At 36.4% G+C, this 26,320-nt stretch carries 25 protein-coding genes, 1 tRNA gene, 1 pseudogene and 1 other annotated feature; of the genes and pseudogenes, 9 read left to right on the top strand and 18 right to left on the bottom strand.

The window, feature by feature from the left end:
• Nucleotides 1-276 precede the first annotated feature (276 nt).
• The 3 genes from DW005_RS13725 to DW005_RS01160 form a co-directional block, all read right to left on the bottom strand.
• On the bottom strand, nucleotides 277-453 hold the full coding sequence (locus DW005_RS13725) for a hypothetical protein (protein WP_181974901.1): 177 nt from the start codon (nucleotides 451-453) through the stop codon (nucleotides 277-279).
• Between the two features lie 151 nt (nucleotides 454-604).
• On the bottom strand, nucleotides 605-1,558 hold the full coding sequence (locus DW005_RS01165; RefSeq protein ID WP_117477826.1) for a hypothetical protein: 954 nt from the start codon (nucleotides 1,556-1,558) through the stop codon (nucleotides 605-607).
• Between the two features lie 319 nt (nucleotides 1,559-1,877).
• Nucleotides 1,878-3,719 (bottom strand): hypothetical protein, encoded by a 1,842-nt coding sequence (locus DW005_RS01160; RefSeq protein ID WP_117477825.1) that lies wholly within the window; start codon nucleotides 3,717-3,719, stop codon nucleotides 1,878-1,880.
• A gap of 361 nt (nucleotides 3,720-4,080) precedes the next feature.
• On the opposite strand from DW005_RS01160, the gene DW005_RS13720 reads away from it, so the two are divergent.
• The 4 genes from DW005_RS13720 to ltrA are packed head-to-tail and all read left to right on the top strand — an operon-like array spanning nucleotide 4,081 to nucleotide 8,154.
• Nucleotides 4,081-4,239: a hypothetical protein gene (locus DW005_RS13720; protein ID WP_022377615.1), complete on the top strand. Its 159-nt coding sequence runs from the start codon at nucleotides 4,081-4,083 to the stop codon at nucleotides 4,237-4,239.
• 1 nt (nucleotide 4,240) lies between these two features.
• Nucleotides 4,241-4,795, top strand: a complete 555-nt coding sequence (locus DW005_RS01150) for a DUF2815 family protein (protein ID WP_117477824.1) — start codon at nucleotides 4,241-4,243, stop codon at nucleotides 4,793-4,795.
• Entirely contained in the window at nucleotides 4,782-6,035 is a 1,254-nt protein-coding gene (locus DW005_RS01145; RefSeq protein ID WP_022377614.1) for a virulence-associated E family protein, read from the top strand. The genes DW005_RS01150 and DW005_RS01145 overlap by 14 nt, the downstream gene beginning before the upstream one ends.
• A 1-nt stretch (nucleotide 6,036) precedes the next feature.
• Nucleotides 6,037-8,154, top strand: coding sequence for a group II intron reverse transcriptase/maturase (gene ltrA / locus DW005_RS01140; protein WP_022377613.1), 2,118 nt, complete (start codon nucleotides 6,037-6,039; stop codon nucleotides 8,152-8,154).
• A 56-nt stretch (nucleotides 8,155-8,210) separates the two neighbouring features.
• Here ltrA and DW005_RS01135 read toward each other — a convergent pair whose 3' ends face one another.
• The 10 genes and pseudogenes from DW005_RS01135 to DW005_RS01095 all read right to left on the bottom strand — a co-directional run bounded on the left by DW005_RS01135 (nucleotide 8,211) and on the right by DW005_RS01095 (nucleotide 16,051).
• Entirely contained in the window at nucleotides 8,211-8,792 is a 582-nt protein-coding gene (locus tag DW005_RS01135; RefSeq protein WP_117477821.1) for a 50S ribosomal protein L25, read from the bottom strand.
• A gap of 159 nt (nucleotides 8,793-8,951) precedes the next feature.
• Nucleotides 8,952-10,250 carry a type II toxin-antitoxin system HipA family toxin gene (locus DW005_RS01130; protein WP_117477820.1) on the bottom strand — a complete coding sequence of 433 codons (1,299 nt, stop codon included), beginning with the start codon at nucleotides 10,248-10,250 and terminating at the stop codon, nucleotides 8,952-8,954.
• Complete coding sequence (locus DW005_RS01125; RefSeq protein WP_117477819.1) at nucleotides 10,250-10,582, bottom strand: helix-turn-helix domain-containing protein; 333 nt, start codon at nucleotides 10,580-10,582, stop codon at nucleotides 10,250-10,252. The genes DW005_RS01130 and DW005_RS01125 overlap by 1 nt, the downstream gene beginning before the upstream one ends.
• Nucleotides 10,583-10,684: 102 nt before the next feature.
• Nucleotides 10,685-11,281 (bottom strand): zinc-ribbon domain containing protein, encoded by a 597-nt coding sequence (locus tag DW005_RS13975; protein WP_207658721.1) that lies wholly within the window; start codon nucleotides 11,279-11,281, stop codon nucleotides 10,685-10,687.
• A 38-nt stretch (nucleotides 11,282-11,319) separates the two neighbouring features.
• Complete coding sequence (gene greA, locus DW005_RS01115) at nucleotides 11,320-11,820, bottom strand: transcription elongation factor GreA (protein WP_117477818.1); 501 nt, start codon at nucleotides 11,818-11,820, stop codon at nucleotides 11,320-11,322.
• A gap of 18 nt (nucleotides 11,821-11,838) precedes the next feature.
• Nucleotides 11,839-12,603 (bottom strand): amino acid ABC transporter ATP-binding protein, encoded by a 765-nt coding sequence (locus DW005_RS01110; protein WP_117477817.1) that lies wholly within the window; start codon nucleotides 12,601-12,603, stop codon nucleotides 11,839-11,841.
• Nucleotides 12,604-12,620: 17 nt separating this feature from the next.
• Nucleotides 12,621-13,253 carry an amino acid ABC transporter permease gene (locus DW005_RS14090; protein WP_242989333.1) on the bottom strand — a complete coding sequence of 211 codons (633 nt, stop codon included), beginning with the start codon at nucleotides 13,251-13,253 and terminating at the stop codon, nucleotides 12,621-12,623.
• Between the two features lie 168 nt (nucleotides 13,254-13,421).
• A pseudogene (locus DW005_RS14085) lies at nucleotides 13,422-14,111 on the bottom strand (amino acid ABC transporter substrate-binding protein); the annotation flags it as partial.
• Between the two features lie 189 nt (nucleotides 14,112-14,300).
• Nucleotides 14,301-15,155: a metallophosphoesterase gene (locus tag DW005_RS01100; RefSeq protein ID WP_117477816.1), complete on the bottom strand. Its 855-nt coding sequence runs from the start codon at nucleotides 15,153-15,155 to the stop codon at nucleotides 14,301-14,303.
• Nucleotides 15,152-16,051 (bottom strand): DUF4474 domain-containing protein, encoded by a 900-nt coding sequence (locus DW005_RS01095; protein ID WP_117477815.1) that lies wholly within the window; start codon nucleotides 16,049-16,051, stop codon nucleotides 15,152-15,154. Before DW005_RS01095 ends, DW005_RS01100 begins: the two co-directional genes overlap by 4 nt.
• Before the next feature lie 384 nt (nucleotides 16,052-16,435).
• Nucleotides 16,436-16,693 (top strand) — a binding site (T-box leader).
• Between the two features lie 97 nt (nucleotides 16,694-16,790).
• Between DW005_RS01095 and DW005_RS01090 the strand changes: the two genes are divergently transcribed.
• On the top strand, nucleotides 16,791-18,491 hold the full coding sequence (locus DW005_RS01090; RefSeq protein ID WP_117477814.1) for a carbon starvation CstA family protein: 1,701 nt from the start codon (nucleotides 16,791-16,793) through the stop codon (nucleotides 18,489-18,491).
• A gap of 68 nt (nucleotides 18,492-18,559) precedes the next feature.
• Here the strand turns inward: DW005_RS01090 and DW005_RS01085 are convergent, their stop codons facing one another.
• From DW005_RS01085 to DW005_RS01070, 5 genes are all read right to left on the bottom strand, one after another.
• Nucleotides 18,560-20,590: an ABC transporter permease gene (locus DW005_RS01085; RefSeq protein WP_117477813.1), complete on the bottom strand. Its 2,031-nt coding sequence runs from the start codon at nucleotides 20,588-20,590 to the stop codon at nucleotides 18,560-18,562.
• A gap of 4 nt (nucleotides 20,591-20,594) precedes the next feature.
• Nucleotides 20,595-21,452, bottom strand: a complete 858-nt coding sequence (locus tag DW005_RS01080; RefSeq protein WP_181974900.1) for an ATP-binding cassette domain-containing protein — start codon at nucleotides 21,450-21,452, stop codon at nucleotides 20,595-20,597.
• 4 nt (nucleotides 21,453-21,456) lie between these two features.
• Nucleotides 21,457-22,596 carry a hypothetical protein gene (locus tag DW005_RS13715; protein ID WP_181974899.1) on the bottom strand — a complete coding sequence of 380 codons (1,140 nt, stop codon included), beginning with the start codon at nucleotides 22,594-22,596 and terminating at the stop codon, nucleotides 21,457-21,459.
• Nucleotides 22,593-24,125 (bottom strand): hypothetical protein, encoded by a 1,533-nt coding sequence (locus DW005_RS01075; protein ID WP_117477811.1) that lies wholly within the window; start codon nucleotides 24,123-24,125, stop codon nucleotides 22,593-22,595. The genes DW005_RS13715 and DW005_RS01075 overlap by 4 nt, the downstream gene beginning before the upstream one ends.
• A gap of 88 nt (nucleotides 24,126-24,213) precedes the next feature.
• Nucleotides 24,214-24,600 carry a hypothetical protein gene (locus DW005_RS01070; RefSeq protein ID WP_117477810.1) on the bottom strand — a complete coding sequence of 129 codons (387 nt, stop codon included), beginning with the start codon at nucleotides 24,598-24,600 and terminating at the stop codon, nucleotides 24,214-24,216.
• 309 nt (nucleotides 24,601-24,909) lie between these two features.
• Here DW005_RS01070 and DW005_RS01065 point away from each other — a divergent pair, with 309 nt between their 5' ends.
• The 4 genes from DW005_RS01065 (at nucleotide 24,910) to DW005_RS01055 (ending at nucleotide 26,319) form a co-directional block, all read left to right on the top strand.
• Nucleotides 24,910-25,269 carry a PadR family transcriptional regulator gene (locus tag DW005_RS01065; RefSeq protein WP_117477809.1) on the top strand — a complete coding sequence of 120 codons (360 nt, stop codon included), beginning with the start codon at nucleotides 24,910-24,912 and terminating at the stop codon, nucleotides 25,267-25,269.
• The gene (locus DW005_RS01060; RefSeq protein ID WP_117477808.1) at nucleotides 25,262-25,639 is read left to right on the top strand and encodes a DUF6120 family protein; all 378 of its coding nucleotides are present in this window, start codon (nucleotides 25,262-25,264) and stop codon (nucleotides 25,637-25,639) included. Before DW005_RS01065 ends, DW005_RS01060 begins: the two co-directional genes overlap by 8 nt.
• A gap of 19 nt (nucleotides 25,640-25,658) precedes the next feature.
• Entirely contained in the window at nucleotides 25,659-26,150 is a 492-nt protein-coding gene (locus DW005_RS13675) for a hypothetical protein (protein WP_147324406.1), read from the top strand.
• A 98-nt stretch (nucleotides 26,151-26,248) separates the two neighbouring features.
• Nucleotides 26,249-26,319: transfer RNA gene (locus DW005_RS01055), tRNA-Gly, on the top strand.
• The last annotated feature ends 1 nt before the right edge of the window (nucleotide 26,320 follow it).

Raw genomic sequence — 26,320 nt, 5'->3', positions numbered from 1 at the left:
GATTCATTAAGAAATGTCGTGTTCAGTGTCTTAATTTATGAGACCATTATATTACTTTGTTAGATGGATATGTCAAGTAAACCATGGAGTTTTGTAATACTCTATGTAAGCGATTATATATTGGTGTTCCAATAACTTCTTTTTCAATCCCACTATATTGTATAGATTCATTTATAATATCCGTCATCTGTTGTGTTTTATTAAAATTTATCATACTCGTCACCTCTTTCTTTGATGCAATTAATTTTACATTATTTTCCTTTCTTAGTCAAGCCACTACATAAAGTGAACACACAACCCAAAAAAAATTACGGCTACATAATTTTCTTCTTTGCGTTGCGTATCTTTTTCTTTTGGGAAATTGTCGATGTTCGTATGCCCCAGTTCCAACTCCAACTCTCTTAATTCATCATTGCTACCTTTTTTTCTCTTTTTTTTAACATTAGCTTTCACCTCCTTTCTACCTGTACCACCCTAGTAATAATATGTCTGTCGACATAGCCTAATTTTAAACAAAATTATTTTTTTATATTATTGCGTTATATGTATAAAGGAGAGGAAACAATAAAATCATTTCCTCTCCTAGGATTTAGCACTAAAATTTTCACTTATTAGCTATGTTAATAAACTTCTTGCCTACCTGGACTTTTACTGCAAACTTATTTTTTAAGATAAGTTTTTTACCCTTTTTTTTAACAATACACTTTTTCTTCCCTTTAGGAGATAAGGTGTATACTTTACCTTTTTTAGTCAAAAAGACAAGGTTGCCACTTTTCTTTATGAATGCAGCTGACTTAATTCCAGAATATTTCTTACTCTTGCTGCTTCCTTTCCAAGTAAGTTTACCCTTTGCAAGTTTGTACTTGCTAGTTACTTTATTTCCAATAGAAAGACAGGAATAACCAGCTTTCTTTTTAACAACTTTCTTTGTTGTAACTGTTTTTGGTGTAACAACAGGATCAGTTGTGTTTTTTGGAGGAGTAGTAGGGGTAACTTTTGGAGCTGCAGAAGGAGTAGATACTGGTGCGGTCGGAGTAGGCGTTGGTGTAGGACTGTCAGGAATATCATAGTAAGCTTTCATTTCCGACATTGTTAATGTTGGATAAGTATCTCCAGAAAAAGTTCTAAAACCAATAACATAGTTGTTGTCTTCATCAAGTATTAATTCTTTAACATTATCGATACCTATTTCTTCATTATTTACTGATATAAAGATGGCATTTAGGCCGGGAGCGTCGTATGCTAAGTCGTAATTCCACCAACGTATAATATTGTCAGAATCAATACAATATAGGGTCCCAAGCTTATCAAAACCAACAGCTGTTATATCTAAATCTAAAAGCTCTGAATAAGTTGAATTTAATACTTTAAAAAAAAGTTTACCATTTGAATATAAGGTTAAAACCCGTTCGGTCCCATTAATAGTACAACTGCAAGTTTTAATTACAGTTGGTGCGTTATCCTGAGAGTCTGCCTTGCTTACAAATGTAAAATCTAAAGAGGATACTGTTAATGCAATTAACAGTATTAAAACAGTAAAATATTTTTGTTTCATCATAGTAAAGCCTCCTTCTAAATGTCAATTTGCTGGGTAAGTGCTTGTAGTACTAAATCCTATTTTTTCCAAATTCAGGAAAATCCTTGTTTCTACTCACTATTTCATAATCCCTCCTTCATTTTATCAACCACTCTATGTATCTTCTTCTTACTCATCCGAAAAATATATTACCATATATTTACTTTGTAAGCAAATAACAAAAATACTATTTCTTTTAATAAAGTAATACAAATATATTATCATGTTGCCGATAAAACCAGAAAGTAGAATACACTAAGCAAAAAGAGGTTTGCAGTTTTATCGGCAACATTGGCAACAACTATTGCGACTGACAATAATGAAAAAATTTCAATGCATGCACATAATCAATAACCGGTCTAGACTCCTGCTCCCATACATCAGTAAGATTTTTCAAATTATTATCTTTTAAATAATCATTACATATCCTTTGATAAGCACCATTTTTTTGAAGCATTTCTATTAATTTTTCAACATACGGATGCCATGAAGTATCCTTATAGCATTTAAGCGGATACCATATAACGTGCTTTATAAAAAGAAGCAATGTTGAACAATCCATATAATCATGGGCAATTAATTCCTGAATAAAAAACAGCGGCTTATATTCAGGAAACATGGAAAAGAATATAAAGGGAATACTTTCATTGCGAAATATAAACTCGCCATTTTCAAACCATATATTTCCGTATTTTTTATAAAACAGACGCAATAATCGATTTTGGTAGGAATAGCCGGTCATTTTACGAACTAATTCAAAAGTCACGGGAATATCTAATATGTTCAGCACCGCAATATATGGAAACAATTCCGATAACAATATTTTATTGCAGTCTGCATCGAGAGTCTCGCACTTCACTTCCCACTCGCTCCATTCCATTTCCATATTCGGAATATATATGCATTTCTGTGAAATACCCCTCTCAAACAAAATACTATTATATTGATATACAAACTCCAAAAACAACTCTTTTATATTCTTAACTTCATATTCTAAATCGGACAGAATTTTTGTAACAATGTCTTTCTCTATAGGTTTCATAATTAAATAACTATCTGCCATTCCATTAACCGCCTGAACTTTAACTTCCGTTGGAAAATCATAATATTCCAGCGTTTGAAATTGTATAGATGACGATAGGATTCTTTTTCTTTCCTGATTGCTAATATAAAATGCATAAGGAAAAATATTATTTAACAAAAGGGAACTATCTTTCAAAAACGGAAGCAACGATGCTTTATAACCTGTTATAACAAAATGAATATTCTCAAAATTATTTTGCATAAAGAACGAATAAATAGATTCAAATATTTCTGCATTATCTTGTGGATTGTCAATTATAATCACATTTTTCCTTACTTTGCCGATATGATTTTCATCTAAGTACATAAATATCTCATTAAGTGTCTGTTTTCCTTTAAATTGGATTCTCGATAAATCACAATAGTATACATTCCAATTGGGTTTTTCTTCTGACAAATATTTTCCTAAAGCACATGTAAGCGTAGATACTCCACTCCCTTTATCACCCATTAGCATAATCGGCGCAATTGTATCCGATTTAGGAATCCGCGCCATCACACTCTGTAAAATATTCCGGTATTGCAAATTCATAAAGTGCATCTCATTACAAACCGCCTGCATTGTAACTTTGCAATCTGCTTCCCCTGAAAAAAAATGATGTCGTAATTTTTCTTTGTCCTCATCATTATGAAGAAATAAATTTGCACAAAACTCCGGCGTAATGTGCCATAAAAAATCACTAGGTGCATTACGTTGATAAATTCTTCCATGGATTGGCATATGAAATATGTAACCACGTCCAGATACAGATTGAAATACCCATTTTGATTCATCCGCTCCAAAATTAATATCTATATTATTTAACTTTTGCTTAATCCTCCATATCTGCTGTTTAATTCCCGGCATTTTATAATCGCCTAACTCATCATCAAATAATCCTTCTAACTGACTGAAAGAACATAGCAGCTCCCTGTTCTCCACAAAATAATTCAGCAGTTTTAATTGACCTGATGTAAGGCGTTCTCTAAGCTGTGAATTACTGTATCCCTCTTGGTCATAACACTCCCCAGTAGATAAATCAATCAATAAATGTTCCGTTAATTTTAAAATTGTTTTCATCCATTTGCCCCTTTCGTATTTTCGTTACTTTTTGGTTACTATTTTTTATTATATTTATCACACAAGATATTCACTCGTTAGTTCAGCACAAAGGAGGTGAACAAAATATGCGGAAAAATGTTATTTACTCAATACCTTGCAAAAGAAGAGGTATTCTCCAGTTTTACTTCAAAGCACACGACAAAACTTACTATTTATATTATATCCGTTATCGAAAGAAAGCGCACGAGTTTTTTCGATACGGCAAAAGTATTTCTGAACTGCATCGAAGAAAAGACTGGAAAAAAAGTCCTTTTTTACGAAATTTAATTGAAGGTCCACTCAAACAAAAGGTAAATCAAATGAAAAAGGGGGGAATTTGATGCCTGATGAACTCGTCAAAATGTTTTTAGAAGAAGTAATCGACAGTATTTCCAATTTGTCTGATGCACTAAGCTGCATACTACAATATTATTGTGTAGCTGTCGAAGAAAACAAATTTATCGAAAGCAAAAACTATGAATCAAAGGAGGAAAAATGATATGGCAAAAAAAAGCAGAATTATTATTCCATGTAGAATCGCATATTTGAACTGTTGGGAACCTTGCACTTTATTCGGAGGAAAAAAATATTCATTAATTGCTATCATTGACAAAAAAGATTTACATACTCTGGAAATGATTAACGCAACTCTAGAATATGTAAAAAACAAGTCTGTAGCCAAATGGGGTGGCAGCATTCCTGCTAATTGCAAATCTCCACTCCACGATGGGGATGTAGAAAAACCTGATAATCCTATTTTCCGTGGATGTTACTATATTGCTGCAAAGTCTAAGCAGCCTCCACAAATCGTCGACCAAAATGTGCAGCCAATTACAAATCCGAATGATTTTTATTCCGGATGCTATGGAAATGTCAGCATCGTATTTTATGGCTATAATGTCGGAGGAAACAAGGGAATTGCTTCTTTGCTTGGGAACATTCAAAAGATTAAAGATGGCCCGGGATTAAATGGACATGTCTCAGCAGACGAGGAATTTACCCCAATTAGTCAAAACGTCATACCACAGGGAGGTGATGGTTATGAATTTGCCTAATAATAATGTGTGGCAAAACAGGTTGACCCGTAATATGAATGGTGAGGCTTTATGTACAATGCCTAACATTGCCCTCATTTTAAAATCTGACCCAAACCTCAAAAATATTGTTTTTAATGAAATGAAAAAAACACTTGATATTATTGGGGCAGTTCCATGGAAAACCGAAGCTTCCGGATGGGATACTACGGATTTTCCCTGTTTACAAATGTATCTGGAAGATAATTACCATATATATGCTCCCAGAAAATGTAAAGATGCACTTTATGCTACACTAAGTTCAGAAAAAAGATACCATCCAATAAAAAACTACTTAAAATCTTTGAATTGGGATGGAACAAACCGATTGGATACTATCTTAATTGATTACTTAGGTGCAGAAGATACTCCTTATGTTCGTGCTATCTCTCGCAAAACATTTGTAGCTGCCGTTGCTCGTATTTTCAGACCCGGAATAAAATTCGATACCATTTTAGTTTTATGTGGTGAACAAGGAATTGGTAAAAGTACTTTATTTAAAAAGATGGGACAAGCGTGGTATTCCGATTCCATGACAATTGCAGACATGAAAGATAAATCTGCAGCGGAAAAGTTACAAGGCATATGGATTATGGAACTCAGCGAATTGGCAGGCATTCGAAAAGTGGAAGTAGAAACTGTAAAATCATTTTTATCAAGAATGGATGACCAGTATCGTGCTCCCTATGAAATCCATGTCTCAACACATCCACGAAGTTCAATTATTGTCGGTACTACCAATACAAACGATGGATTTTTACGTGATATTACTGGCAACCGCCGGTTCTGGCCGGTAAATGTTTCCGGAAAAGGCCACAAAAAACCATGGGATATAAATGAGGATGAAATTAAACAACTCTGGGCCGAAGCAATAACATATTATAAACAGGGCGAACCTCTATTTCTTGAAAAAGATATTGAATGTCTGGCAAAAGAAAACCAGCGACTTGCCATGGAATCAGATCCGAGACAGGGGCTTATCGACAATTATCTTACTTTATCTAGGAAAACAGAGATATGTTTACTGGAATTATGGTGCGATTGCTTAGGAAAAGACCGTTCCGACATGAAACGCCGAGATGCTTTTGAATTAGAAGCTATTCTCAATCAGATTGGCGGATGGTCCGTTTATAATGGCAATACAACAGGAAAAAAGAGACTTCCTGACTATGGAATACAAAAAACTTTTGTTAGAACCTTTACACAGAACGGAGGCGATTAGTATGACATTGCAAGAAATTTTATCTGAAAATAACTTAAATACAGCCCTTGAACATCTGAATAAGAAAAAGGGAATCCCGGGAATTGATAAAATGTCCATGGATGCATTTTCCGAATACTGGCACAAAAACAAAAATATTATTAAACAAAAACTTGAAAACGGAACATACAAACCAAGACCTGTTATGGCATGCTATATTGCAAAACCGGGAAAAAAAGAGAAAAGAAAATTAGAAATTCCATGTATGACTGACCGCCTGATTCTATATGCTATGCAACTGGCTCTTTCACCTCACTATGAACCTTTATTTAGTGAAAGCAGCTATGGCTTTCGTAAGGGAAGAAACTGTTTAGATGCAATTGATAGCTGCCTTATGCACATTAACAATGGTATGCAGGTAATCGTAGATTTAGACATTCGCAAATTTTTTGACACCGTAAATCATAAACTCCTTTTTGAACTTTTAGAAAAAGAAATAAAGGACAATAAACTGCTCTCTCTAATTCAACGTTATGTTAAAATTAAAGTAGTAGAAAAGGGCAAGAAAAACGACAAAAAAACAATGGGAATTTCACAAGGTTCAGCATTAAGCCCACTTATGGCTAATATTTATTTAGATGTGTTAGATAAATACTTAGAGAAACAAGAAATCCCCTTTGTTCGCTATGCTGATGATATGGTTATCTTTTGCAATACAAAAACGGAGGCACAGAACATTTTAACTGATGTAACATCTTTTATTCAAAATAATTTACAGCTCACTTTGAATTCAGAAAAAACAAATATTTGTTTACCCTCCGAACTTAATTTTTTAGGATATGGTTTCACATTAAAACAAGATGGAACTTATACTCCTTCGGTATCAAAAAAGAGCCAAAATAATGTCTTTATGCGCATTGACAAAATTCTACACAACAAATCTTTGTCCGTTGAACAGCGTTTTGTTTTATTGGGTGCCTTTAACCGTGGATGGAGTAACTATTACAAAAACATTGATTTAGATATTATGCATTCCTTTTTTAATGATGTAAAGCAATATATAAACACGCAAATAAATCTGCTTATTAGCGAAGAACCACAAAAAAGGAAGGAATATGCAACAATTTTATACAATTGCAAAAATTATAGTTCCATGCATGGGTGGCTTCAGAAAATAAAAAATGGCAACTACAACTTAAATTGCTCAGGAGGTGAATACATGTCCTCAAAATACAATCATTGGCGTTCTGGTTTCTTTTACAAATCAAAGAACTTTTTTAACAGACAGCTTACCGAAATTATTCAGGAGCCCTTTTTTTGCACAGAAAATTGTTCTGTCTTCCTTAGTAATTATAAATTTGACAAAACAACCCCAAATAAAATAGACCACTCACTTTGTTTGGCTGTATTAGGTATTTTAGCCGCAGGAAAGGGTATGCTTTTCTCACAACTGTATCTTTATTTGCATTTACTTGATTTTTCAATTTCTCAAGAAAAATTATCCAATATTATATGCTACCTAGGCTACATGGGAGTACTTCAAGCTGAAGTTCTATGTCATAATAATCACAATAATAATCCAAAATGTATCGATGACCGTCATGTAGCGTTCTATCATATTACCGCAAAGGGAAAGCAATATATAAAACGTATAAAGGCTCCTTTAGACTATGAGCCTCAACAAAAACTATGCTCGGATAGCGCCGGTATAATCATATTTGATACTATTAACTGTATCATTTCGAATCAAGTTGTTTTAAATTCCTTGTTATTCGATCCTTATTTTGTATACTATGATATATCAAAAAAGATTACTGATAATGATACTTTTTTTAAGATGCATCTATGTATACAAAATCAGCAAAAAAACTATTTTGAATACATAAAGAATGTAAATAAAAAAACAATCCGAAATGCAATACACAAATTGGAGACCTATTATAAAAATTATCCTGGAGAAATGCAATTTATTATACTGGTAGATACTTATGAAAATATGAAACTCTTAAAATATTATATTGAGGAAGAACTTATTTCAAAGCCATGGCTTTATCACCATAATATCATGTTCTCCTCTATTCACAGTTGGTTTCGAAACCAAGCCGGTATACTAACCCCATATTATAAAGTAGAATACTAACTGTAATTTTATAAAAATCCCCATGAGAAATAAGTCACTCATGGGGATTTAATCCATTATTCTTCAGCCGATTCCTCTTCATCCTCCGGCACTTCATTGTTGCTTGCAAGGATGCTGACAATCGGTGCATCAAGGTCGGTCTGCAAATCAATCTTATCATTCTTTGCAATGTCAAGGTCTGCTACTTTCAACGTATCACCCAGTCTCAGAGCAGCACAGTCTATCTCAACCTTTTCAACCAATTCCTCCGGCGTTGCCTTATAAGCAATCTCTTCCAGAAGCTGCTCGAGTACACCTTCGGTTACTTTCTCTTTATTCAAAAGAATCACTTCCGCAACGGAATGTACTTTCTCACCTTTTACTAATGCCTGGAAATCCATCTCAAGAATCTGATGGTCCATCGGACGGTAATCCATCTCTTTGATTAACACATCATATGTTTTCCCGTCTAACTCAAGGTAGAGCTGGCTTCCTTTCATGCACTCTCTTTCGATTCTCTCTGCCTCCTGCTTTTCAATCTGCAGTGGAATCGAACCCTCGATTTCTTTGCCAAAAAGGTTACCTGTAACATAGCCTTCTCTTCTCAGCTTTTTAGCCTTAGTTTCCATGTTTCTTCTTTGTACTTTTAAAGTAGTCATTTGTCTTTTCCTCCATTCATACAAATTGATAACATAGGGAAGTTTGCGGAATGTCGATATTAAATTGGCGTTTCGTTTCTCTTGTTATAATTGTTTTTTAGTTACAACTCTGTTATAGCACCATTCACAAAATTCGTCAAGAGGGGGAAATATTTTTTTCTATACTTCCACCTTATTTTGATCAAGAATCTTCTTGATATCACAAAATGTCTTTTCCCTTATATTCAACTCCTCCGCATATTTTTCAAAATCAGAAACAACTAAACTAATTTGGGAAATGATATCCTTACACTTTTTCTTTTTAAGCCCCATATTCTCACCAGCCATCAGCAAATCAGTAAGATTTATATTGCTCTTTTTCCCATTAATCGTCATCTGGTGTGCACTTAACCACTTATTGGTAACATCATAAGAATAAGTTACATCATATGCTGGTGACAGCCTCCATTCTCCACTTCGATTCATTAGGAATGATATATTTTTTACATGATCATCTTGATTAACCGCTACACAGTTAAATACCATTCTACTATAAAATTGCTCAATATCTTTCATTGGTAAATAGATTTCCCGCATATACCCTGCTGCCATTTCATAACTACATAATCTTGGCTCTTTATAACTAATATGTGCCATCGCCCCAAGCGACTGCATATGCACTTTTTTTCCATGAATACGGTCAAATCTCTTTGTCATAAAATGGTTTTCTCCGGCATTTGAATATATTCTGCAATCACTCATCAAAATTCCGGCATCCAATGCCATTTTATAATATGCATATTCGATTAACGTGTACTCCGGCACATCCTCCAATCCATGATCACCATTCTTTGCCACATTATCGAACTTCATCAGCCAATAATCATAATTCTCATCAAGATTGAGCTGTCCGGAACGAATCTCATTTGTTTTTTCATTCCATGCTATTAATGCCTTCGCTCGTGCACCACCAGCAGAACTTCCCACCTGTACCAATTGTGAATATGTTAATTTTTCCTGTGCATTTAACGTAATTAATTTTCTCTGATTTAGCACATCAGATGCAAATTTAACCATTTCAGATACATTAATATTCTCATCAATGTCACTCATTTCCGAACTTGCAGGTACATACTCAAGAGCTCCCATTCCTCTCTTTCCCGTATAACACAATCTATCAATTGCTGTAAAATCTTTTATTGATTTTCCCTGTGAAATAAGCCATTGTTCTATTACCTTATTTCCAAATGTATCTGGTAAGGAATCTACAACTAATCCCGGCATACCAAAAAAAGGTTCTCCTGAAAGAAGAGGAAACTCATAAACAATGTTGCTAAGTGGCATTCTTATCGGTGAAATTTCTATTCCGCTTTTCAAAAACTCACTATCATATTCAAATGATGCATACGGTTTATCTAAATCCTGATGAATTATCCCAACTCTGGTTCCCCATAAATATACTTCTGCTGTTGTATTCATTATTTCTCATCTCCCCATTTAAAATTATCATTAGAACGCTCTTTTTTGCGAACTCGCTGCTTTGGCTTCCGGCTATCTTCTAAGTAAAAAGATGGTCGTTTTGTCTGGTCAGGTATTAACAAATCAAGATTGGCATCCAGATTAAGCGCCGTTAAAATTTTTATTAAACTCTCAAGTTGAACCGATGCTCCCTGCTCTAATCTGGATATGCTGCGAACGGACACTCCCGATTCATTCTCTAAATCTTTCTGTGAAATTCCAGCATTAACACGATATTGCTTTATTCTATCACCAATTAGTTTTTGGTATTCTTTATAATTTAATCGACTCATTTTAACACGCCACCTTTGTCTTGTTATACAGTCATATTATACTAAAATGTCAAATTTGTCTAGTTAAATTCATTTTATTTTTTAACTAAAAAAATCGGCAGCCTACTGCCGCCGATAATATTTTATCCCATCTTCCGGTCGAAAATACGTCCGCAAATACCCCTGTGGCGAAACCACAACAAAATCGTTGGTCTCTTCCAGATAATATACATCATCTCCATCTTTCTGCGTTTTATGCAGTGCTTCCTCATTTAAAATCACCGCATTGGCAGCCGCCAGATACTCCTCTGCCGACGCGAATCCCATTGCTTTGCCATGTTTTTCATAATGCTCCTTTAACTTTTCATCACTTTGAAAAAGGACTGCTTTTTGTATGCTCGAATTCGGATTCTCTGTAACCTGCGTTAACTTAGTTTGTTTCGGCGTACTGCTTTCCGGCTTCCGCACAAACGAAATATAAACAAACGTAAGCGCAATCAAAAGAATCAAAGTCGTAACCGGCACCTGCCTCAAAGCATTTTTCCGGCGTTTTCTTCTTTCTTTCCCTCGCGGAACAACCGCTTCATTTTTCTCAATGCGGTTTCTCTTCCGACATTCCTTGCAGCGCTTTGGAAGAGAAAGATTTTTCTCTTCATAAAAATCTTTCTCCGCCTCGGATAATTCAAATTTTTTTCCACACTGAACACAGGTATACCACATGTTCCTCATTTCCTTTCCATCGGATTCGTTGCAAAAACCTAGAATTTATTAATTTCTTCCGATTCATCATCGTTTTTGCGAATCCCGTGAATCGTCACATAATAACTGACTTTATCGTTCACTTTCACTAGAACGCGCTCGCCCACGCGGTGTTTCAAAAGTGCTTTCCCCATCGGCGAATCAATGCTTATCATCTGATTCAGCGCATCACTTCGGACTGTTGTAACAATTTTATATTCCTCTTCCATGCCATCATCTTCAAAATGCACCGTCACCAAATCATTCAGCCCGACTTCATCCTCACCGGATTCGTCCTCGACAATCTGCGCCGTCTTAATCATCCGCTCCAAATAGCGGATGCGGCTCTCATTTTCGTTCTTAAACTTTTTTGCCGCCTTGTATTCAAAATTTTCGCTCAGGTCGCCATGCGCCCTCGCCTCTTTGACATCTTCCAATGCTTCTTTGCGCACCACTAACTTACGGTGCTCGACTTCCTGCTCCATTTTCTCAATGTCTTTTTTCGTCAATTTATCATACATCGAAAAAGCCTCCCTTTTTTAGACCTGCAGTTTCTGGAGAAATGCTTTTGTTCTCTCATTTTTCGGATTGTCAATTACTTCTTCCGGACGACCCTCTTCTACTACTTTACCGCCATCCATAAAAATCACACGGTCGGAAACCGCTCTCGCAAAATCAATCTCATGCGTAACGATAACCATCGTCATTTTCTCTGCAGCAAGTCCTTTTAATACACGTAAAATCTCTGCGGTAATCTCTGGGTCAAGTGCACTTGTCGGCTCATCAAAATACAGCATTTTCGGACGCAGTGCAAGTGCTCTCGCAATCGCAACACGCTGTTTTTGTCCACCCGACAGTTCACACGGATACGCATCTTCTTTTCCTTCCAGTCCCATTTTCGCAAGCAGAGCACGTGCCTCTTTCTCCACTTCCTGTTTCGGACGCTTCTGATTTTTCACCGGCGCATCCATTACATTTTGCAATACGGAAAAATGCGGGAACAAATTAAAGTCCTGAAAAACCAGGCCAAAGTTTGACTGTGCCTCCAAAATCTTTGCGCGCTCCGGTTTTTTAGCATTTCCTGCGGTATCATTTTCCACATAAACTTTCCCGCCGTACGCAATGCTTCCGGAATCAATCTGCTCTAAAAATGTTGCGCAGCGAAGTAATGTCGATTTACCGGAACCGGACGGACCAAGAATCGAAACAACTTCTCCCTCTTCTACCGCAAGACTGATATCCTGCAGCACTTCCAAATCTTCACCAAAACTCTTTTTAATATTCTTTATTTTCAAAATACTCATGCCGTAGCTCCTTTCCCTTAGCGGTAATAATCCAGTTTCTTCTCAATAGCTTCCATCACAAAGGCAACCACAAAGTTAAATATATAATAGAATAAACCGGCAATAAACAGTGGCATAAGCGAAGCCTGTGCCGATGCAATCTGTTTTGCCATTGTAAACATTTCCGTGTAAGCAATGGCAAATGCCAAAGAAGTATCTTTAACCAGCGTAATCACTTCATTTGTTACCGGCGGCATGACGCGTTTGACCATCTGTGGGAAAATAATACGGAAAAACGTCTGGCGTCTGCCGTATCCCATGACCTGTGCCGCTTCGCGCTGTCCCTGCGGAATACTCTGAATACCGGAACGGTAAATCTCTGCGAAATACGCCGCATAATTCAGGGAAAATCCAATAATAACCGCATACAAACGATACATGTAAGGTGTTGAAATTCCGAACACATAGTACGGAGCAAAGAACACAACCAAAAGCTGTAACATCAACGGCGTACCACGCATAATCGAAATGTAAATTTTTGCAATCCACCGAAGCAGAGCAAACCGTGACATTCTCACTGCCGCAATCAAAAGTCCAAGCGGAAGCGAGAACAACAACGTGAATACAAAGATGGACAGCGTAGCTAACATACCACTGCCTAACTGCTTCATAATAAACCAGATACCACCCTTATTTGCTTTTACGCCATCCGATTTTTCTGTCGTCTTATCATTCTTTTTCTGTATTTTTGAAAAATCAACATACGGAACTTTTCCGCCATCTATGTATGTTGTGTCCTTTTCCGAAAGACACGCACTATCCTTAAGTCCCCACTTGTTTACAATCTGCTCAAATGTTCCATCCGCTAACATCGTGAGCAAAGTCTTCTGCACTTCATCACGAAGTTTCGTATTTCCTTTTTTGAAACCAATTCCATACTCTTCCGAAGAAAGACGCTCATCTAACATACGGAAATTATCGCCTTTAGCGGACATCTGATAAGAAGCAACGCCGATATCCATCGCAATCGCATCCACCATACCACTTTCCAGATTCATAAATGCAGAATTGTAATCGGCTACCTGCTGTAAATCTTTCAATGAAGCCGCTAACTTTTTATTTTCTTTTGTCGCATCGTCTCCGGTCAAAGCAGCGAGCGCTGACGAATCACTCTGAACAATCAACCGCTTACCCTTCAAATCGGATAACTTATGAACATTTGAATCCTTTTTTACGATGACAACCTGCGAGTTATCCACATAGGCTGTTGACCACGTGTAATTATCCTCACGTCCATTCATCGTAAATCCATTCCAGATACACGAAATCGCGCCTGTCGCAAGTTCCGAATCCTTGGAATCCCAGGCAATCGGGCGTTTTACTAATTTCCAGCCATTTCTCTTGCAGACCTCCGCCGCTAAGTCTAAATCAAACCCGACATACTCTCCATTATCATCCATATATCCATATGGTGGAAATTCGGCGTCAAACCCAACTATAAACTGTTTCTGCTCCGCTGCCTTTCCCATCGGTGCCACCGCCATCATCGCCACAACGCCAATGATAAGAACCGCAAACCATGCAGCAAACCACGCACTTCTCTTCTTCATGAAAATCCTCCTTCTGTTGTGTTTCAAAGTAATAGTTTTATTCTACCATGAAGTGGTGGTCGTAACAAGTAAGGAATCTCTTTTTTTCAGTTTCTGCGCCGTCTGCCGCTACAGCAATCTCCTCTCCACATACAGATTTCCGTTTTTTCTTGCATCCATATACCATTTCACAAGAGAAATTTCATCTCCCTCCAATTCAAGACACGTAATCTGATAAGGATGTACACAGCTTCCCGAGTTGATATAGAAGGAATCCGGATACTGATTCATCGGACGGTGCGTGTGTCCGGTAATCAACGTCTTTCCCCGCTGCGCTGCCCACTCCGAGAGCCGCCGCTCCGTACGCTGTTTAGCCGAATAATTCTTTGCCGCACTTGTGGGATCCAAAACACCAATTTGCTCTAACGGTTTCCACACATAGCGCACAAGGAAACGATTTACCTGCCACAACGTTGAATTCATCAAAGAAGCCTGATGCCCATGCGTCATGTAAATATCCGTATTTTTTTCATAATTTCTTAAAATTAAGCCCGAATAAAATGAAACATTAGGAAAAAGAGGCTCGTGGCACTGCTTTGTCACACTGTAAAATAACTGGCACTTCTTATTACAAAACGAGGCATTCTTTTTCACCATATCATGATTACCGTATACCATATATAATCGGTCATCCCGGTAAAATAATGCAAGCTGCTCAAATGCCCGGTTGTGCACTTCCAAAATCTGCTCCATCTTGCGGTTTTCCCACAATTCGTCGCCATCCCCCAGTTCCACATACGTGTACTGCATCCGGTTATAGTGCCGCAGAGCCGCCAAATACAAATGCTCATTTTTTATAAAGTTGTCATTGTTATTCCCACTGCCCCGATGGCAGTCACTAAACACCACATACTTGTGATTGTCATCCAGAGGCAGAACGGGAACATTTTCAAATGCCTGATCCAATCGTTTCTGATAACTCATCGACATCTCCTTACTTTTTTTAACTGCTTGGAAAAATGACGTAACAAATGCCGTAAAAATCTTGGCAGATAAAAATATAAATACAAAATCCGGTCTAAATTCGTGCACACACACCTTGTAAGAAAACGGAACAAACGGCAGTACACACGGTTTTTAAACTGCATTACACTTCTTATAAACCGCTGCCATAATGTGAAATGTCTGCTTCCTTCCGGCACATGAAAGAAAATAGATTGACAGGACCAGAAAATATCCGTTTCTTTTATCCCACCCTCAATCAGTGCTTCGCAAAGTTTTCTTCCAAACTCATAATTCCGGAAATGAACCGATACATCCATGGATAACTCCTGTGGTCTCGAAAAATTTCCGGGGTCAAATACCGTAAGCCACCAGTGCCTTTTATCCAAACTGGTAATCCGCTTGCCGTCTTTCCACAGCGTAACAGACATATCCAGCCAGTCTGACTCACCCACCGCATGGAAAAGTGTTTTCTTATAATCACTCTTTTTCACAATTCCATCTGCATAGTAAAGTCCAATTTCGCATCCGGTACAAATTCCATACTGCCCTTTCCAAATCTGGACTAACCAGGTCCTTCCCTCATAATCAAAATATATTGGATAGGAATCAAATACCATTGACAAATACGGTGCCGCACGATTATAAGCATCCAGATACCCGAACGCCTTCTGCCAGGCATCCGTCCGGCTGCTTATCACATCCCACCGGCTCTCATAATAAAAACCAAGCGGTCCAAGCAGCGAATTCAGCAGATTTTCCTTTTCACATGGATTCATGCACGCAAGCCGGCAGAGAATTTTTTTCTTCTTCCTATAAGAAAACAAAATCACAAACACAAAACTAATAAGAACCAAAATTCCAAACAAAAAATACATCGTATAACCTCAACTCTTTTGTTAGTTACTATCAATATATGTTAAAATGTCGAAAAATGTCACCTCCACCTCCAAAAAAGCTGTAAGTTTTGATTATTTGAAGGGCAGGGAGGCGGTGAAAATTTATTTAGATTCCAGTAATTTAGCAAGAAAAGATTTGTGATGTCGTGGGTTTTGAGTACGTCGGTATGAGGTGCTTGTATATGCGTCAGCATAAGCACCCATACCGCTACGCACTCAACGAGCGAAAGCGCCCACGACACACAAACTTTTCTTGCTAAATTACGGAAACAAAAAATATGACCGCCCCCTGCCCTCCAAACAACCAAAAATTTCCTCTTGACAACCAAAAACGATAGTGCTATATTTTCATGTAAACAAAGAACAAATGCTATGAACAGAACAAAACATCATAAACTTCATGCATTTCAGAGAGCCGTCGGCTGGTGCGAGACGGTATGCAATTTATGTTGTCATCCTCTGCGAGCAGTATACCGAAAACTTTTAAAGCGAGTAAGTATCACCGGTTTTCCCGTTATCGAAAATCTTATTGCTGATAGTGATATCAAAGATAGGACTGAGCGGTCGCCATAGGCGGCAAACAAAGTGGTATCGCGGAAGTTTCAGACTTTCGTCTTTCAATGTATGAAAAGTACATTAGAGGACGGGGTCTTTTTTTATTGCCGCTTCCGTATCATACAATATAGCTCTTTTGAGCAGAGAGAATGGAGGAATTCTTATGAATGGATTAGTAATTGTATTAATTGGTATTGTTGCACTAGGTGCCGGTTATCTTCTGTATGGCCGATGGCTCGCCAAAAAATGGGGGCTTGATCCAAAAGCAAAAACACCGGCCTACACCAAAGAAGACGGACAGGATTATGTGCCATCTTCCAAGTTCACCGTATTTTCGCACCAGTTTTCATCGATTGCAGGTGCCGGCCCTGTCACGGGTCCAATCCTTGCTTCCGTATTCGGCTGGGTACCGGTTCTTCTGTGGCTGATTGTCGGCGGTTTGTTCTTCGGTGCCGTACAGGACTTTGGTGCTCTTTACGCATCGGTTAAGAATGAAGGAAAATCGATGGGTATGATTATTGAAAAATACATAGGTAAAACCGGTAGAAAATTGTTCATGCTGTTTTGCTGGTTATTTACTTTATTAGTAATTGCCGCTTTCACCGACATGGTTGCCGGAACATTCGTTGGCAAGGGAGAAGGTATCACCGGTACTGCAAAAGCATATGCTGACTCTGCTGCCGCCTCCATTTCCATGTTGTTCATCGTTGTTGCCATCGTCTTTGGAATCATTCAGAAAAGCGTTGGCAAAATGAATGAAATTGTAAAAGCACTTGTTGCTATTGGTTTACTTGTTGTTATGTTTGCCGTTGGTATGCATTTTCCGATTTACGCAAGCAAAGATGCCTGGATTTACATCGTTATGGCTTATCTGTTTTTGGCTTCCGTACTTCCGATGTGGCTTCTCATGCAGCCAAGAGATTATATGACAACATTCATGCTTTTAGGTATGATTGTTGGTGCAGTTGCCGGAGTCATTGTTGCTCATCCGGCTATGAAGTTAAATGCCTTTAATGGTTTCTCCATCACAGGAGCAACCGGCACAAGCACTTTGTTCCCGACGCTTTTCGTAACCATTGCCTGCGGTGCCGTTTCCGGTTTCCACAGTCTGGTATCATCCGGAACTTCTTCAAAAACCGTCAGCAATGAAAAAGATATGCCAATGATCGGCTATGGTGCCATGGTTGTAGAATCTCTTCTTGGTATCGTTGCCCTCGTCGTTGTCGGTGCTGTTGCCGTAAATGGTTCCGCACCGGAAGGTACACCATTTGCCATCTTCTCAACCGGCGTTGCCGGATTCCTTGAGAAATTCGGTGTTCCGGTACACGTTGCTACCGTATTTATGACAATGTGTGTTTCCGCTCTGGCACTTACTTCCCTCGACTCCGTTGCTCGAATCGGAAGAATGTCATTCCAGGAATTATTCTACTTAGATACTACAGACCCATCCGAGATGAAACCTTGGCGCAGACTTTTAACAAACAAATATTTTGCTACCGTTATCACACTGTTCTTCGGTTACCTTCTGACACTGGGTGGTTATAACAATGTATGGCCACTGTTCGGTTCTGCAAACCAGCTGCTTGCCGCACTTGTACTGATTGCACTGGCTGTATTCTTGAAAACAACCGGACGTACCGGATGGACATTGTACGCACCAATGTTTATCATGCTTGCCGTAACCTTTACCGCTTTGGTTCAGAAAACAATTGCTCTTGTGCAGAACACATTGGCAGGCAATGCAACCTTCTTAGTGGATGGACTTCAGTTCATCGTTGCCATTCTTCTGATGGTACTTGGTGTTCTGGTTGCATTTAGTTGTCTGAAAAAACTTTTTGGTCGTGAGAAAAAAGTAGAAGCATAATTATAGAAATATAACCCCTTCTCTTTCTTGAATTTAAGAGAAGGGGTTTTTCTGTTTTGTCCCTAATATTATATCACAAAGAAAACAATTATGATAACAATACTCATAACAGTTAATGTAACAAATGCACTTTTTATCTTATTTGATATAAACAAAAAGAATCCACTATAAGCCAGCATTATTATCAAACGAATAACATATCCAAAAACCAACCATAGCCAAATTGGCATTTCCATACCACTTTGTATTCCCATGCAGCCTACTGGTTCGGTAATTCCCACAAGACCGTATAAACGGTAAAATGTAATAAACTGCGGCAAATAAATAATCCCAAATGAAATTATAATAATGAACACAGAAACCAGTATTTTTTTGTGTGCCATCTTTTTTCTTCCCAGTAAAGTTGCCTGCAACAACATTTTTTGCCCAGTTTCATAATCCTGTGTAAATACACTGCATAATGAAAATGTCAAAAGCAGCAATCCAAGAGTCATTAAAATGCCGTTTTCCTTGGACAAATCCATTAGTTTTACATATCCACCCTCATAGACATATGCATGCAGATTATATTTATTTATGTAATTGTTTCGTTCAACAACTTTTTCAAAGCCATGTACCGGTCGAAGGTCTTCACTAAGAATCATTAGGTCCTCCACCTTATCTTCTTCCATAAATTTTTGCTGTTTCTTTTTTAATGACTGAAAACGCTTATTTTCCCTCTGTATAAAGTTTGTCTTTTCAATCGTTTTCTCTCCTTCTAACTGCTTCATATAAGTATAATAATAATATTCATCTTCATCATCAAATATCAAATGTGATTGATACGACAAAAAACATGAAACAATCAAAAAAAGAAAAAGAATCATGCCAACCCGTCCACCTTTTCTAACTTTATAAAGTTCGTATCGAAACAATGAATCATGGCCTTTCAAGAATCGTTTTTCATTTTTCATAAATGCAAAATTAAACAACCCGCTTTTTCGACTTTCTTCTTTCATCTTTGAAAATCCAATCATTCCGCAAATCATACATATAAGCAAAAGAAGGAAATATACTGCCATAACAACAACCGGATAGGAAACCGGCTCACCCAAAATATTTATGTTTACATATTTTCCGATTATATCTCCTGCATTTAAACAATAAGCCGGATCAATATACTTTAACCAATTCAAATTAGAATTCATTGGTATTTGTACATAAACCAAAACACATCCTATAATACAAAAGAAAAAAATCATTATTGAAATCAATGCTCTTTTTCCTAATATGCATATACAATCAATAAAAATAGCCAAAGCAGTCATGATAAATATTAAAATAATCATGCTAAGAATCAAAAACTGACCAACTGATAATTCACTTCCACACGAACGATACGCAAGAACAGATTGAATGCTTCGACTCAAATCTCCGATTCCATAACGCTCCCTTAAAATAACATAATTACATCCATAAAAAATTAAAGCTGCAACTGCTGTTCCCCAAATATGAGCTGCCAGTTTGGCAAAAAAGAGTTTTCTTTTTCCAAATCGTGTAACATATAAAAGTTTTGCAATCCCTGTTTCATTCTCCCTGACAAATAATAAGTATCCTAAATACAAAACAAAAAACAATACGACAATTCCTGTCATCGTCGAAAACATCTTTTCGATTCCTAAGGAAGGCTCTGCAACTACTTTAACCATTTTCATTTTTTTAAAGTGAGCTGCTGTTTTTTCAATATTTTTTTCAGCAAAGCCCCCCTCAGTAAACGTTGAAAACAAAGTTATCTTTTTTGCATTTTCCTGTATTCTTTGCCGGTAATCGTTATAAGTACTAACTGCTTCCAATTCTTTTGCAAATCTTACATATAACTTTTCTTTGTCAGTCATTTCATTTTGCTTATATTTTTCTGCTTTGTCTTTTGAACTTGCAATTTCGTCTTGTAGATTTTTTTCTTCAGATAGAAATTGCTGCCAAACTTTTTTATATTGACTAGAAGAAAAATCTTCCGTATTTTCAAAACATAATATTCCACAATTTATCAAAATACAGAACAACAATACACCCCACATATATGGGCTTTTAACTATTTTGCTAATCTCATTCCGAATCATCTAACTACTCCTTATAAAAATGATATAAATATACATCATCTAATGTAGGCCAAACTGTGGTTTCTTCATCGCTTTTTGAATCCAAATAACGTACAACAACCTGATTTCCTTCTTCTCGAATTCCTGCAACCAGATATTTATCCTGAATCTCTTTAAGCTGCTCTACTGTCACTTTCTTTTCATACACAATACCATACAATTCCTTTTCCAGAGATTCCGGATTACCGCTTCCAATAATTTCCCCATGTTTTAAAAGCAAAATTTCTTTTGAAATGTATTCCACATCGGATACGATATGCGTAGCTATCAAAACAATTTTTCCAAGTGCCATTTCCGAAATAAGGTTACGAATTCGAATCCTTTCTTTCGGATCAAGTCCAGCTGTTGGCTCATCCATGAAAACCACTTCCGGATCTCCTAAAAAAGCCTGTGCAATCAAAAGTCTCTGTTTCATTCCTCCCGAATATGTTTTGATTTTTTGTTTTCCCATCACTTCCATGTTAACACACTTTAAAAGTTCTGGAATTTGTTTTCTTGCCACCTCCTTTTTTACACCCTTTAACGTTGCCATATACATCATAAACTTATAGCCGGTAAAATATGGAAACATATTTTGGTTTTGTGGCACATACCCAATCTTACCAACATACTCATTAATGTTGTCATAAATAGACATTTCATCACATAAAATCTGCCCTTTTGTTGGCTTTAAGCTGGCGGTTAAAAGCTTCATCCATGTAGATTTTCCAGCCCCATTGGGTCCTAGAAGTCCATAAACTCCCGGTGTAAAAGAATAGTTTATTTTACGAATTGCACAAAAATCTCCATACGATTTTTTTAGATTCTCACATTTCAAAATCATGCGCTTACTTCCTTTCAAATAATTCTTTCTTTTGGTCTTTAAAAAGAGAATCTCCATATACAACATGAAGAACATTCTTTTTATCATAATATTCGGCAAAATCTCCAAATGTATTGGTAAAAGAAGCAATGCCCTCAAGTTCTTCCCATGCACTGTCATTCAGATAATAAAATTTTTCTTTTTCCATATCTCCCCTGATTAAATGATTTTTATATGTATAATACAACACATCCGTTTTATCCGGCTTATATATTTTTTTCTTCTTTTTACTTCCAATTGCTACTTCAAAAACTTCCATTGTTTCTTGATTATATACATATACTGCCTGGTCAATCATGCCTATTACAATACAGCCTTCTAAATCTTTTTCGCTACATACCTGCGACTGTTTTCCTGTTTTTATATTATACTCATATACTTTTGAATACTCCTTCGCAGTACTGTAATCCTTATCTTTCTTTCCAAGTTTTCGATAAGTAGATTCATAATACAATTTTTCGCCGCTTTTTTCTAATAATAACAAACCATGAAACTTTTCTTTGTTTATATCAGAAATTTCTTTTGTTTCACCGGATTCCAGATTGATTGCAAGAAGGACACTATAGTTGCTATTGGAACCGGCACCACCAATATTATCCTCTTTAACAATAGGTATCTCTGCCTCTGCATAAGCAATGCCATTTTCTACATACACGCTATTGTACACGTTCACCTGATAATCCAGGTTATATAATTTCGTTCTTCCACTACCATCTAATTTTTCCCGATAAACAACTCCCTTTGACAAATCCGCCTGTCCAAACAAATAAACATATTCTCCGGATATAACAGGAACACAATTGAAAAATAAATCCTTATTCAATGCCGCATCACAAGTAGGATCCGGGTTTGTGTTTTCGTCATAAGGTTCATGTTCACAATTTGATTTGTTACATAAAACAATACTTGATTTTTGATTTGGATCAAAAATATGCAGTAAGCCATCCTGCGTTGTAAAAACACTTGCCAGACAGGAAACCGACTCCCCACTTGCACTATGTAAACTTTCCGTAATTTTCATTTTATTTTCTGTACTTTTTTCCGCACCACACCCGGTTATGAAACAGGCACACGCAGCTACAATTAATAACGCTTTCTTTTTCATTTCTTTCCCCGCTTCCATTTATTATATTGTTTTTGAATCTTGTTTAAAATATCCGGATACTTTTCCATTTTTAGCTTTTTTACAAACTGGTCAATCATCTTTTCCGGTTCTTCATCGCTTTCCAGCAGTTTTTGATAAAACACGTCAACCTCGTTCAGTATTTTTTTGTTTTTCTCAACAACCTTCTTATTTGGAACAAAACCTGCTGCTGGCGACATACTATATTCTTTGTTTCCATCATAATAGTATTTGGCTTTGTCTTTTTCTCCATTTGCTTCATATATGCTAAACTTCGTATTTGCAAGCTTTGCGGGACAATAATCTGAAACATGTTTTTCTCCCACGACCTTTCCATTCTTTAATGAGTAATCTTTGCCCTCTTCACCAAAACAGATGAGGTTAGCCAGTTCTTTGTCTGTATTTACAAGCATTAATAAATTTTTTGATTCTTTCGGATGTTTTGTCCATGATGCAATTCCATGAACGGCATTTTCCATTTTATCTATATATCTGGATGATAACTTGCGTGAATAGACAGGAATTTTTCCTCCATCCTCTAAATATAAATAATTACCATCCATTATTTCTTTTGGCATTGTTGCAATCATTGCCATGAAATTTCCACTCAGTGCTTCTGAATAATCTTCATTCTTATCACAAGATAACAATCCCTCACGTTTCAATTGCGCCATGGAAATCCAAAATTCTCTAACATCTTTATTTTCCCAAATATTTTGAATTATTCCTTTATCAGACATGTACACTCCATCACATATGCCGATATAACCTAAATTCGTAAAACGATCAGAAAAATATTCACCTGAATCATTCCACAAAAGATATAATGGCAGTTCTGATATATCCTTATTTTCAATAACCCATTTACACAATTTTTTTATATCAAGCTTGTCTGCATTCATAAAATCAGGTTTACTTGCTATCTTCTCTGCATTTATTAAAAGATATGTCGAATCCGCCTGCTCTTCTTCATTGTAAAAGCCATATATCTTCCCTTTGTAAGTTATCCTTTTCCATACATTTTTGCCATATTCTTTTTTTAATTTTTTCCCATTTTCGCTCTTAAGCCATTTGCTCAGAGAAAGAAGATTGCCCTGTTTAATCTGCCGGATATATGTTCCATCTTTTTCAGGATGATCACCGTCACCATACCCAGTCCACATCAAATCTCCGATTCCTTGTTTTTTCGCTTTATCAATACCATTTTGATAAGATTCATACGACTCAGCATTTAACCCATAAAAAGAAAGATTATAATTATACCCCAATTCATGAATTCTATCATTAATCGCTTTTTTTCTACTTTCACTCAGATAATCTGTCCATGTACTATCCGTCATCCAAACTAGGTTAACCGGCTTCTCTTTGTTCGAATCGTTCGACTTCTCCTTTGTAGCAGCATTCTCTGTCACAGAAGGACTTTTATTGTCTGTTTGCTTTTTCGTACAGCCGGTAAACACACAAATGATACTTATTGCAAACATTAGATACAAAAACTTTTTACTTACCATACCTTTTCTCCTTTGATAGAATTTATATTTTTTATCATAGCCATAAGAAACTTTTTTGTTTCTTATGGCTAAACTGGATTACGCAATGTTAGTATTTAATGGTATCTTCACTTGTTAAAGTTTTTTTCTTATAAATACCTGTCCATTTTGTCGTAATACTAACGGATTTTCCACTAGGGATTGTATAATTCCATTTAGCTCCTGTGGAATCTCCTTCTCCTGTAAGATCTGTTGGAACTGTTTTCACCACATTATTCTTATTTCTGTATTTGTAAACAGACGCAATACTCACATATGATTGCGGCTTAACCGACCCCCAAGCAGAGCCTTTTGTCTTTGAAATTGAATGATCTCCACTTAAAGTAAAACCATATTTTGTCTTTGAAAAAGCGGAGGCATCTGCTCCTGTTCCTATAAGTGTTACTGTCAATGCCGCTGCTGTGATTAAAGCACCCATTTTTTTTATTTTTCTCATATCCGTTCATCCTCCAATTGATTTTTTGTTTGATCTTTGATATTATTTAACTGTACTCTTATGTATGCGTTCTTTTCAATATCTCACCATTACATGAAAAGAACGCTTTTTTCAATTATTTCTCTGCACGAATATCCTCTATACATTCTCTCACCACCTTTCCCACTCAATAGCATAAGATTTTATTAATTTTATAAAACTTTATTATTATATTAATACATCTAATTATTTTTGTCAACAATATTTTTTACACCGTAATATTGAAAATTTAAACATAATATGATATTATAAATATACAAGGTGGGTGCTATGGAGGAAAAAATGGCATACAAAAATAACCTTATTACCGGAATTACAGAATTATTGGTACTTAAAATTTTAGAGCAACAAGATAGTTATGTTTACGAAATTCAAAAAATGATTAACAATAATTCCGAACATTTACTATCTATTTCTCTTAATACCATTTACACGGTCACCTATAAATTAGAAAACGAAAATCTGATAAGTGAATACTCAAAACTTGTGGGGAAAAAAAGAACACGAGTATACTACCATCTAGAAGAAACCGGGAAAGAGTATCTCACAAAAATTACAGCTAATTATAATAACATGATTGACGGTGTAAATCACATAATTAATTTTTTGGGAGGCAATCTAAATGAGTAAATTGAAACAGCGCTACTTGAAGGAAGTAAAATCATTCTTTCCGATTATGGGAAAACCGGAACGACGGCATCTAAAAAAACTTTCGGAACAAATTAATGACTACTGCCTAGAAAAAGAAGTATTCTCGATAAATGATTTATATCAGGATTTCGGACGTCCAAGTGAAATTTCCAATACCTATTTTTCAAATATTGATATCAATGATTTTGTTAAAAGAATACAACTTTCCAAATGGTTAAAAAGAGGAATCGCCATATTTCTCTTGATTGCATTAATCGCTGTAACAGTATATAGTATCGACAGTTACTGCACTTATAAAGTTTTTGAACGCGAATCCATTTATTTCGAAGAAACTGAAATTACAGATTAAATACGGGGGAATTATAGCTATGAAAAATTTTACAACAAGATTATTATTTGTTACACTTTTTATTTGTTTTTCTTTTTCTATCTTATCTAGAAAAAGTCAGGCCGCCAACATCACATCGTCAAAACAGATTTATTTATTAGAAAATGGAGACTATCTTGAAACCATTATTACTGGTACACCTGCATTTTCTAATAATATTTCCTACCTTTCTTCATCAAAATCCATAACAAAAACAAAGACCTCAAAATATAAGAGCAAAAATGGTTTAACACTTTGGTCTGTATCAATTAAGGCCACATTCACGTATAACGGTCGCACATCTAAATGTACCTCTTATTCTCATAGTACAACATGCCCCTCCTCCTCATGGAAAATAAAAACCGTTACTTCAAGTAAAAATGGCTCTTCCGCAACCGCAACAGCTGTTGCGACTCATTCAAGAAACAATACCCAAAAAAATTTTACGAAATCTGTTACCATTTCCTGTAATAGTAATGGTATCGTATCCTAATTTATATCCCTCTGTCATGAAGAAAAATTGACAGATTAAATATTTCAAGATAAAATAGAAGAAGCGACAGAAGTTTTCGCTCCTGTCGCCACACTTAAGCAGATGTAGTTCATCGGTAGAACGCCAGCTTCCCAAGCTGGAGAGGCGGGTTCGATTCCCGTCATCTGCTT

It is taken from the genome of Clostridium sp. AF36-4 (assembly GCF_003435975.1).
Taxonomy (GTDB): Bacteria; Bacillota; Clostridia; order Lachnospirales; family Lachnospiraceae; genus Eubacterium_F.
This window is presented reverse-complemented; position numbering and strand designations above follow the sequence as displayed.

Coding starts and splice junctions, on each gene's coding strand:
- DW005_RS01100 (WP_117477816.1), bottom strand. CDS start 15,155: ATGAGTTATCAGAAACGATTGGATCAGGCATTTGAAAATGTTCCCGTT.
- DW005_RS01130 (WP_117477820.1), bottom strand. CDS start 10,250: ATGAATACAACAGCAGAAGTATATTTATGGGGAACCAGAGTTGGGATA.
- DW005_RS13675 (WP_147324406.1), top strand. CDS start 25,659: ATGAAAAATTTTACAACAAGATTATTATTTGTTACACTTTTTATTTGT.
- DW005_RS01125 (WP_117477819.1), bottom strand. CDS start 10,582: ATGAGTCGATTAAATTATAAAGAATACCAAAAACTAATTGGTGATAGA.
- DW005_RS01135 (WP_117477821.1), bottom strand. CDS start 8,792: ATGACTACTTTAAAAGTACAAAGAAGAAACATGGAAACTAAGGCTAAA.
- ltrA (WP_022377613.1), top strand. CDS start 6,037: ATGACATTGCAAGAAATTTTATCTGAAAATAACTTAAATACAGCCCTT.
- DW005_RS13715 (WP_181974899.1), bottom strand. CDS start 22,596: ATGAAAAAGAAAGCGTTATTAATTGTAGCTGCGTGTGCCTGTTTCATA.
- DW005_RS01075 (WP_117477811.1), bottom strand. CDS start 24,125: ATGGTAAGTAAAAAGTTTTTGTATCTAATGTTTGCAATAAGTATCATT.
- DW005_RS01160 (WP_117477825.1), bottom strand. CDS start 3,719: ATGAAAACAATTTTAAAATTAACGGAACATTTATTGATTGATTTATCT.
- DW005_RS01065 (WP_117477809.1), top strand. CDS start 24,910: ATGGAGGAAAAAATGGCATACAAAAATAACCTTATTACCGGAATTACA.
- DW005_RS13720 (WP_022377615.1), top strand. CDS start 4,081: ATGCCTGATGAACTCGTCAAAATGTTTTTAGAAGAAGTAATCGACAGT.
- DW005_RS01145 (WP_022377614.1), top strand. CDS start 4,782: ATGAATTTGCCTAATAATAATGTGTGGCAAAACAGGTTGACCCGTAAT.
- DW005_RS01080 (WP_181974900.1), bottom strand. CDS start 21,452: ATGATTTTGAAATGTGAGAATCTAAAAAAATCGTATGGAGATTTTTGT.
- DW005_RS13975 (WP_207658721.1), bottom strand. CDS start 11,281: ATGTGGTATACCTGTGTTCAGTGTGGAAAAAAATTTGAATTATCCGAG.
- greA (WP_117477818.1), bottom strand. CDS start 11,820: ATGTATGATAAATTGACGAAAAAAGACATTGAGAAAATGGAGCAGGAA.
- DW005_RS01165 (WP_117477826.1), bottom strand. CDS start 1,558: ATGATGAAACAAAAATATTTTACTGTTTTAATACTGTTAATTGCATTA.
- DW005_RS01110 (WP_117477817.1), bottom strand. CDS start 12,603: ATGAGTATTTTGAAAATAAAGAATATTAAAAAGAGTTTTGGTGAAGAT.
- DW005_RS01095 (WP_117477815.1), bottom strand. CDS start 16,051: ATGTATTTTTTGTTTGGAATTTTGGTTCTTATTAGTTTTGTGTTTGTG.
- DW005_RS01090 (WP_117477814.1), top strand. CDS start 16,791: ATGAATGGATTAGTAATTGTATTAATTGGTATTGTTGCACTAGGTGCC.
- DW005_RS01070 (WP_117477810.1), bottom strand. CDS start 24,600: ATGAGAAAAATAAAAAAAATGGGTGCTTTAATCACAGCAGCGGCATTG.
- DW005_RS01150 (WP_117477824.1), top strand. CDS start 4,241: ATGGCAAAAAAAAGCAGAATTATTATTCCATGTAGAATCGCATATTTG.
- DW005_RS01085 (WP_117477813.1), bottom strand. CDS start 20,590: ATGATTCGGAATGAGATTAGCAAAATAGTTAAAAGCCCATATATGTGG.
- DW005_RS14090 (WP_242989333.1), bottom strand. CDS start 13,253: ATGAAGCAGTTAGGCAGTGGTATGTTAGCTACGCTGTCCATCTTTGTA.
- DW005_RS01060 (WP_117477808.1), top strand. CDS start 25,262: ATGAGTAAATTGAAACAGCGCTACTTGAAGGAAGTAAAATCATTCTTT.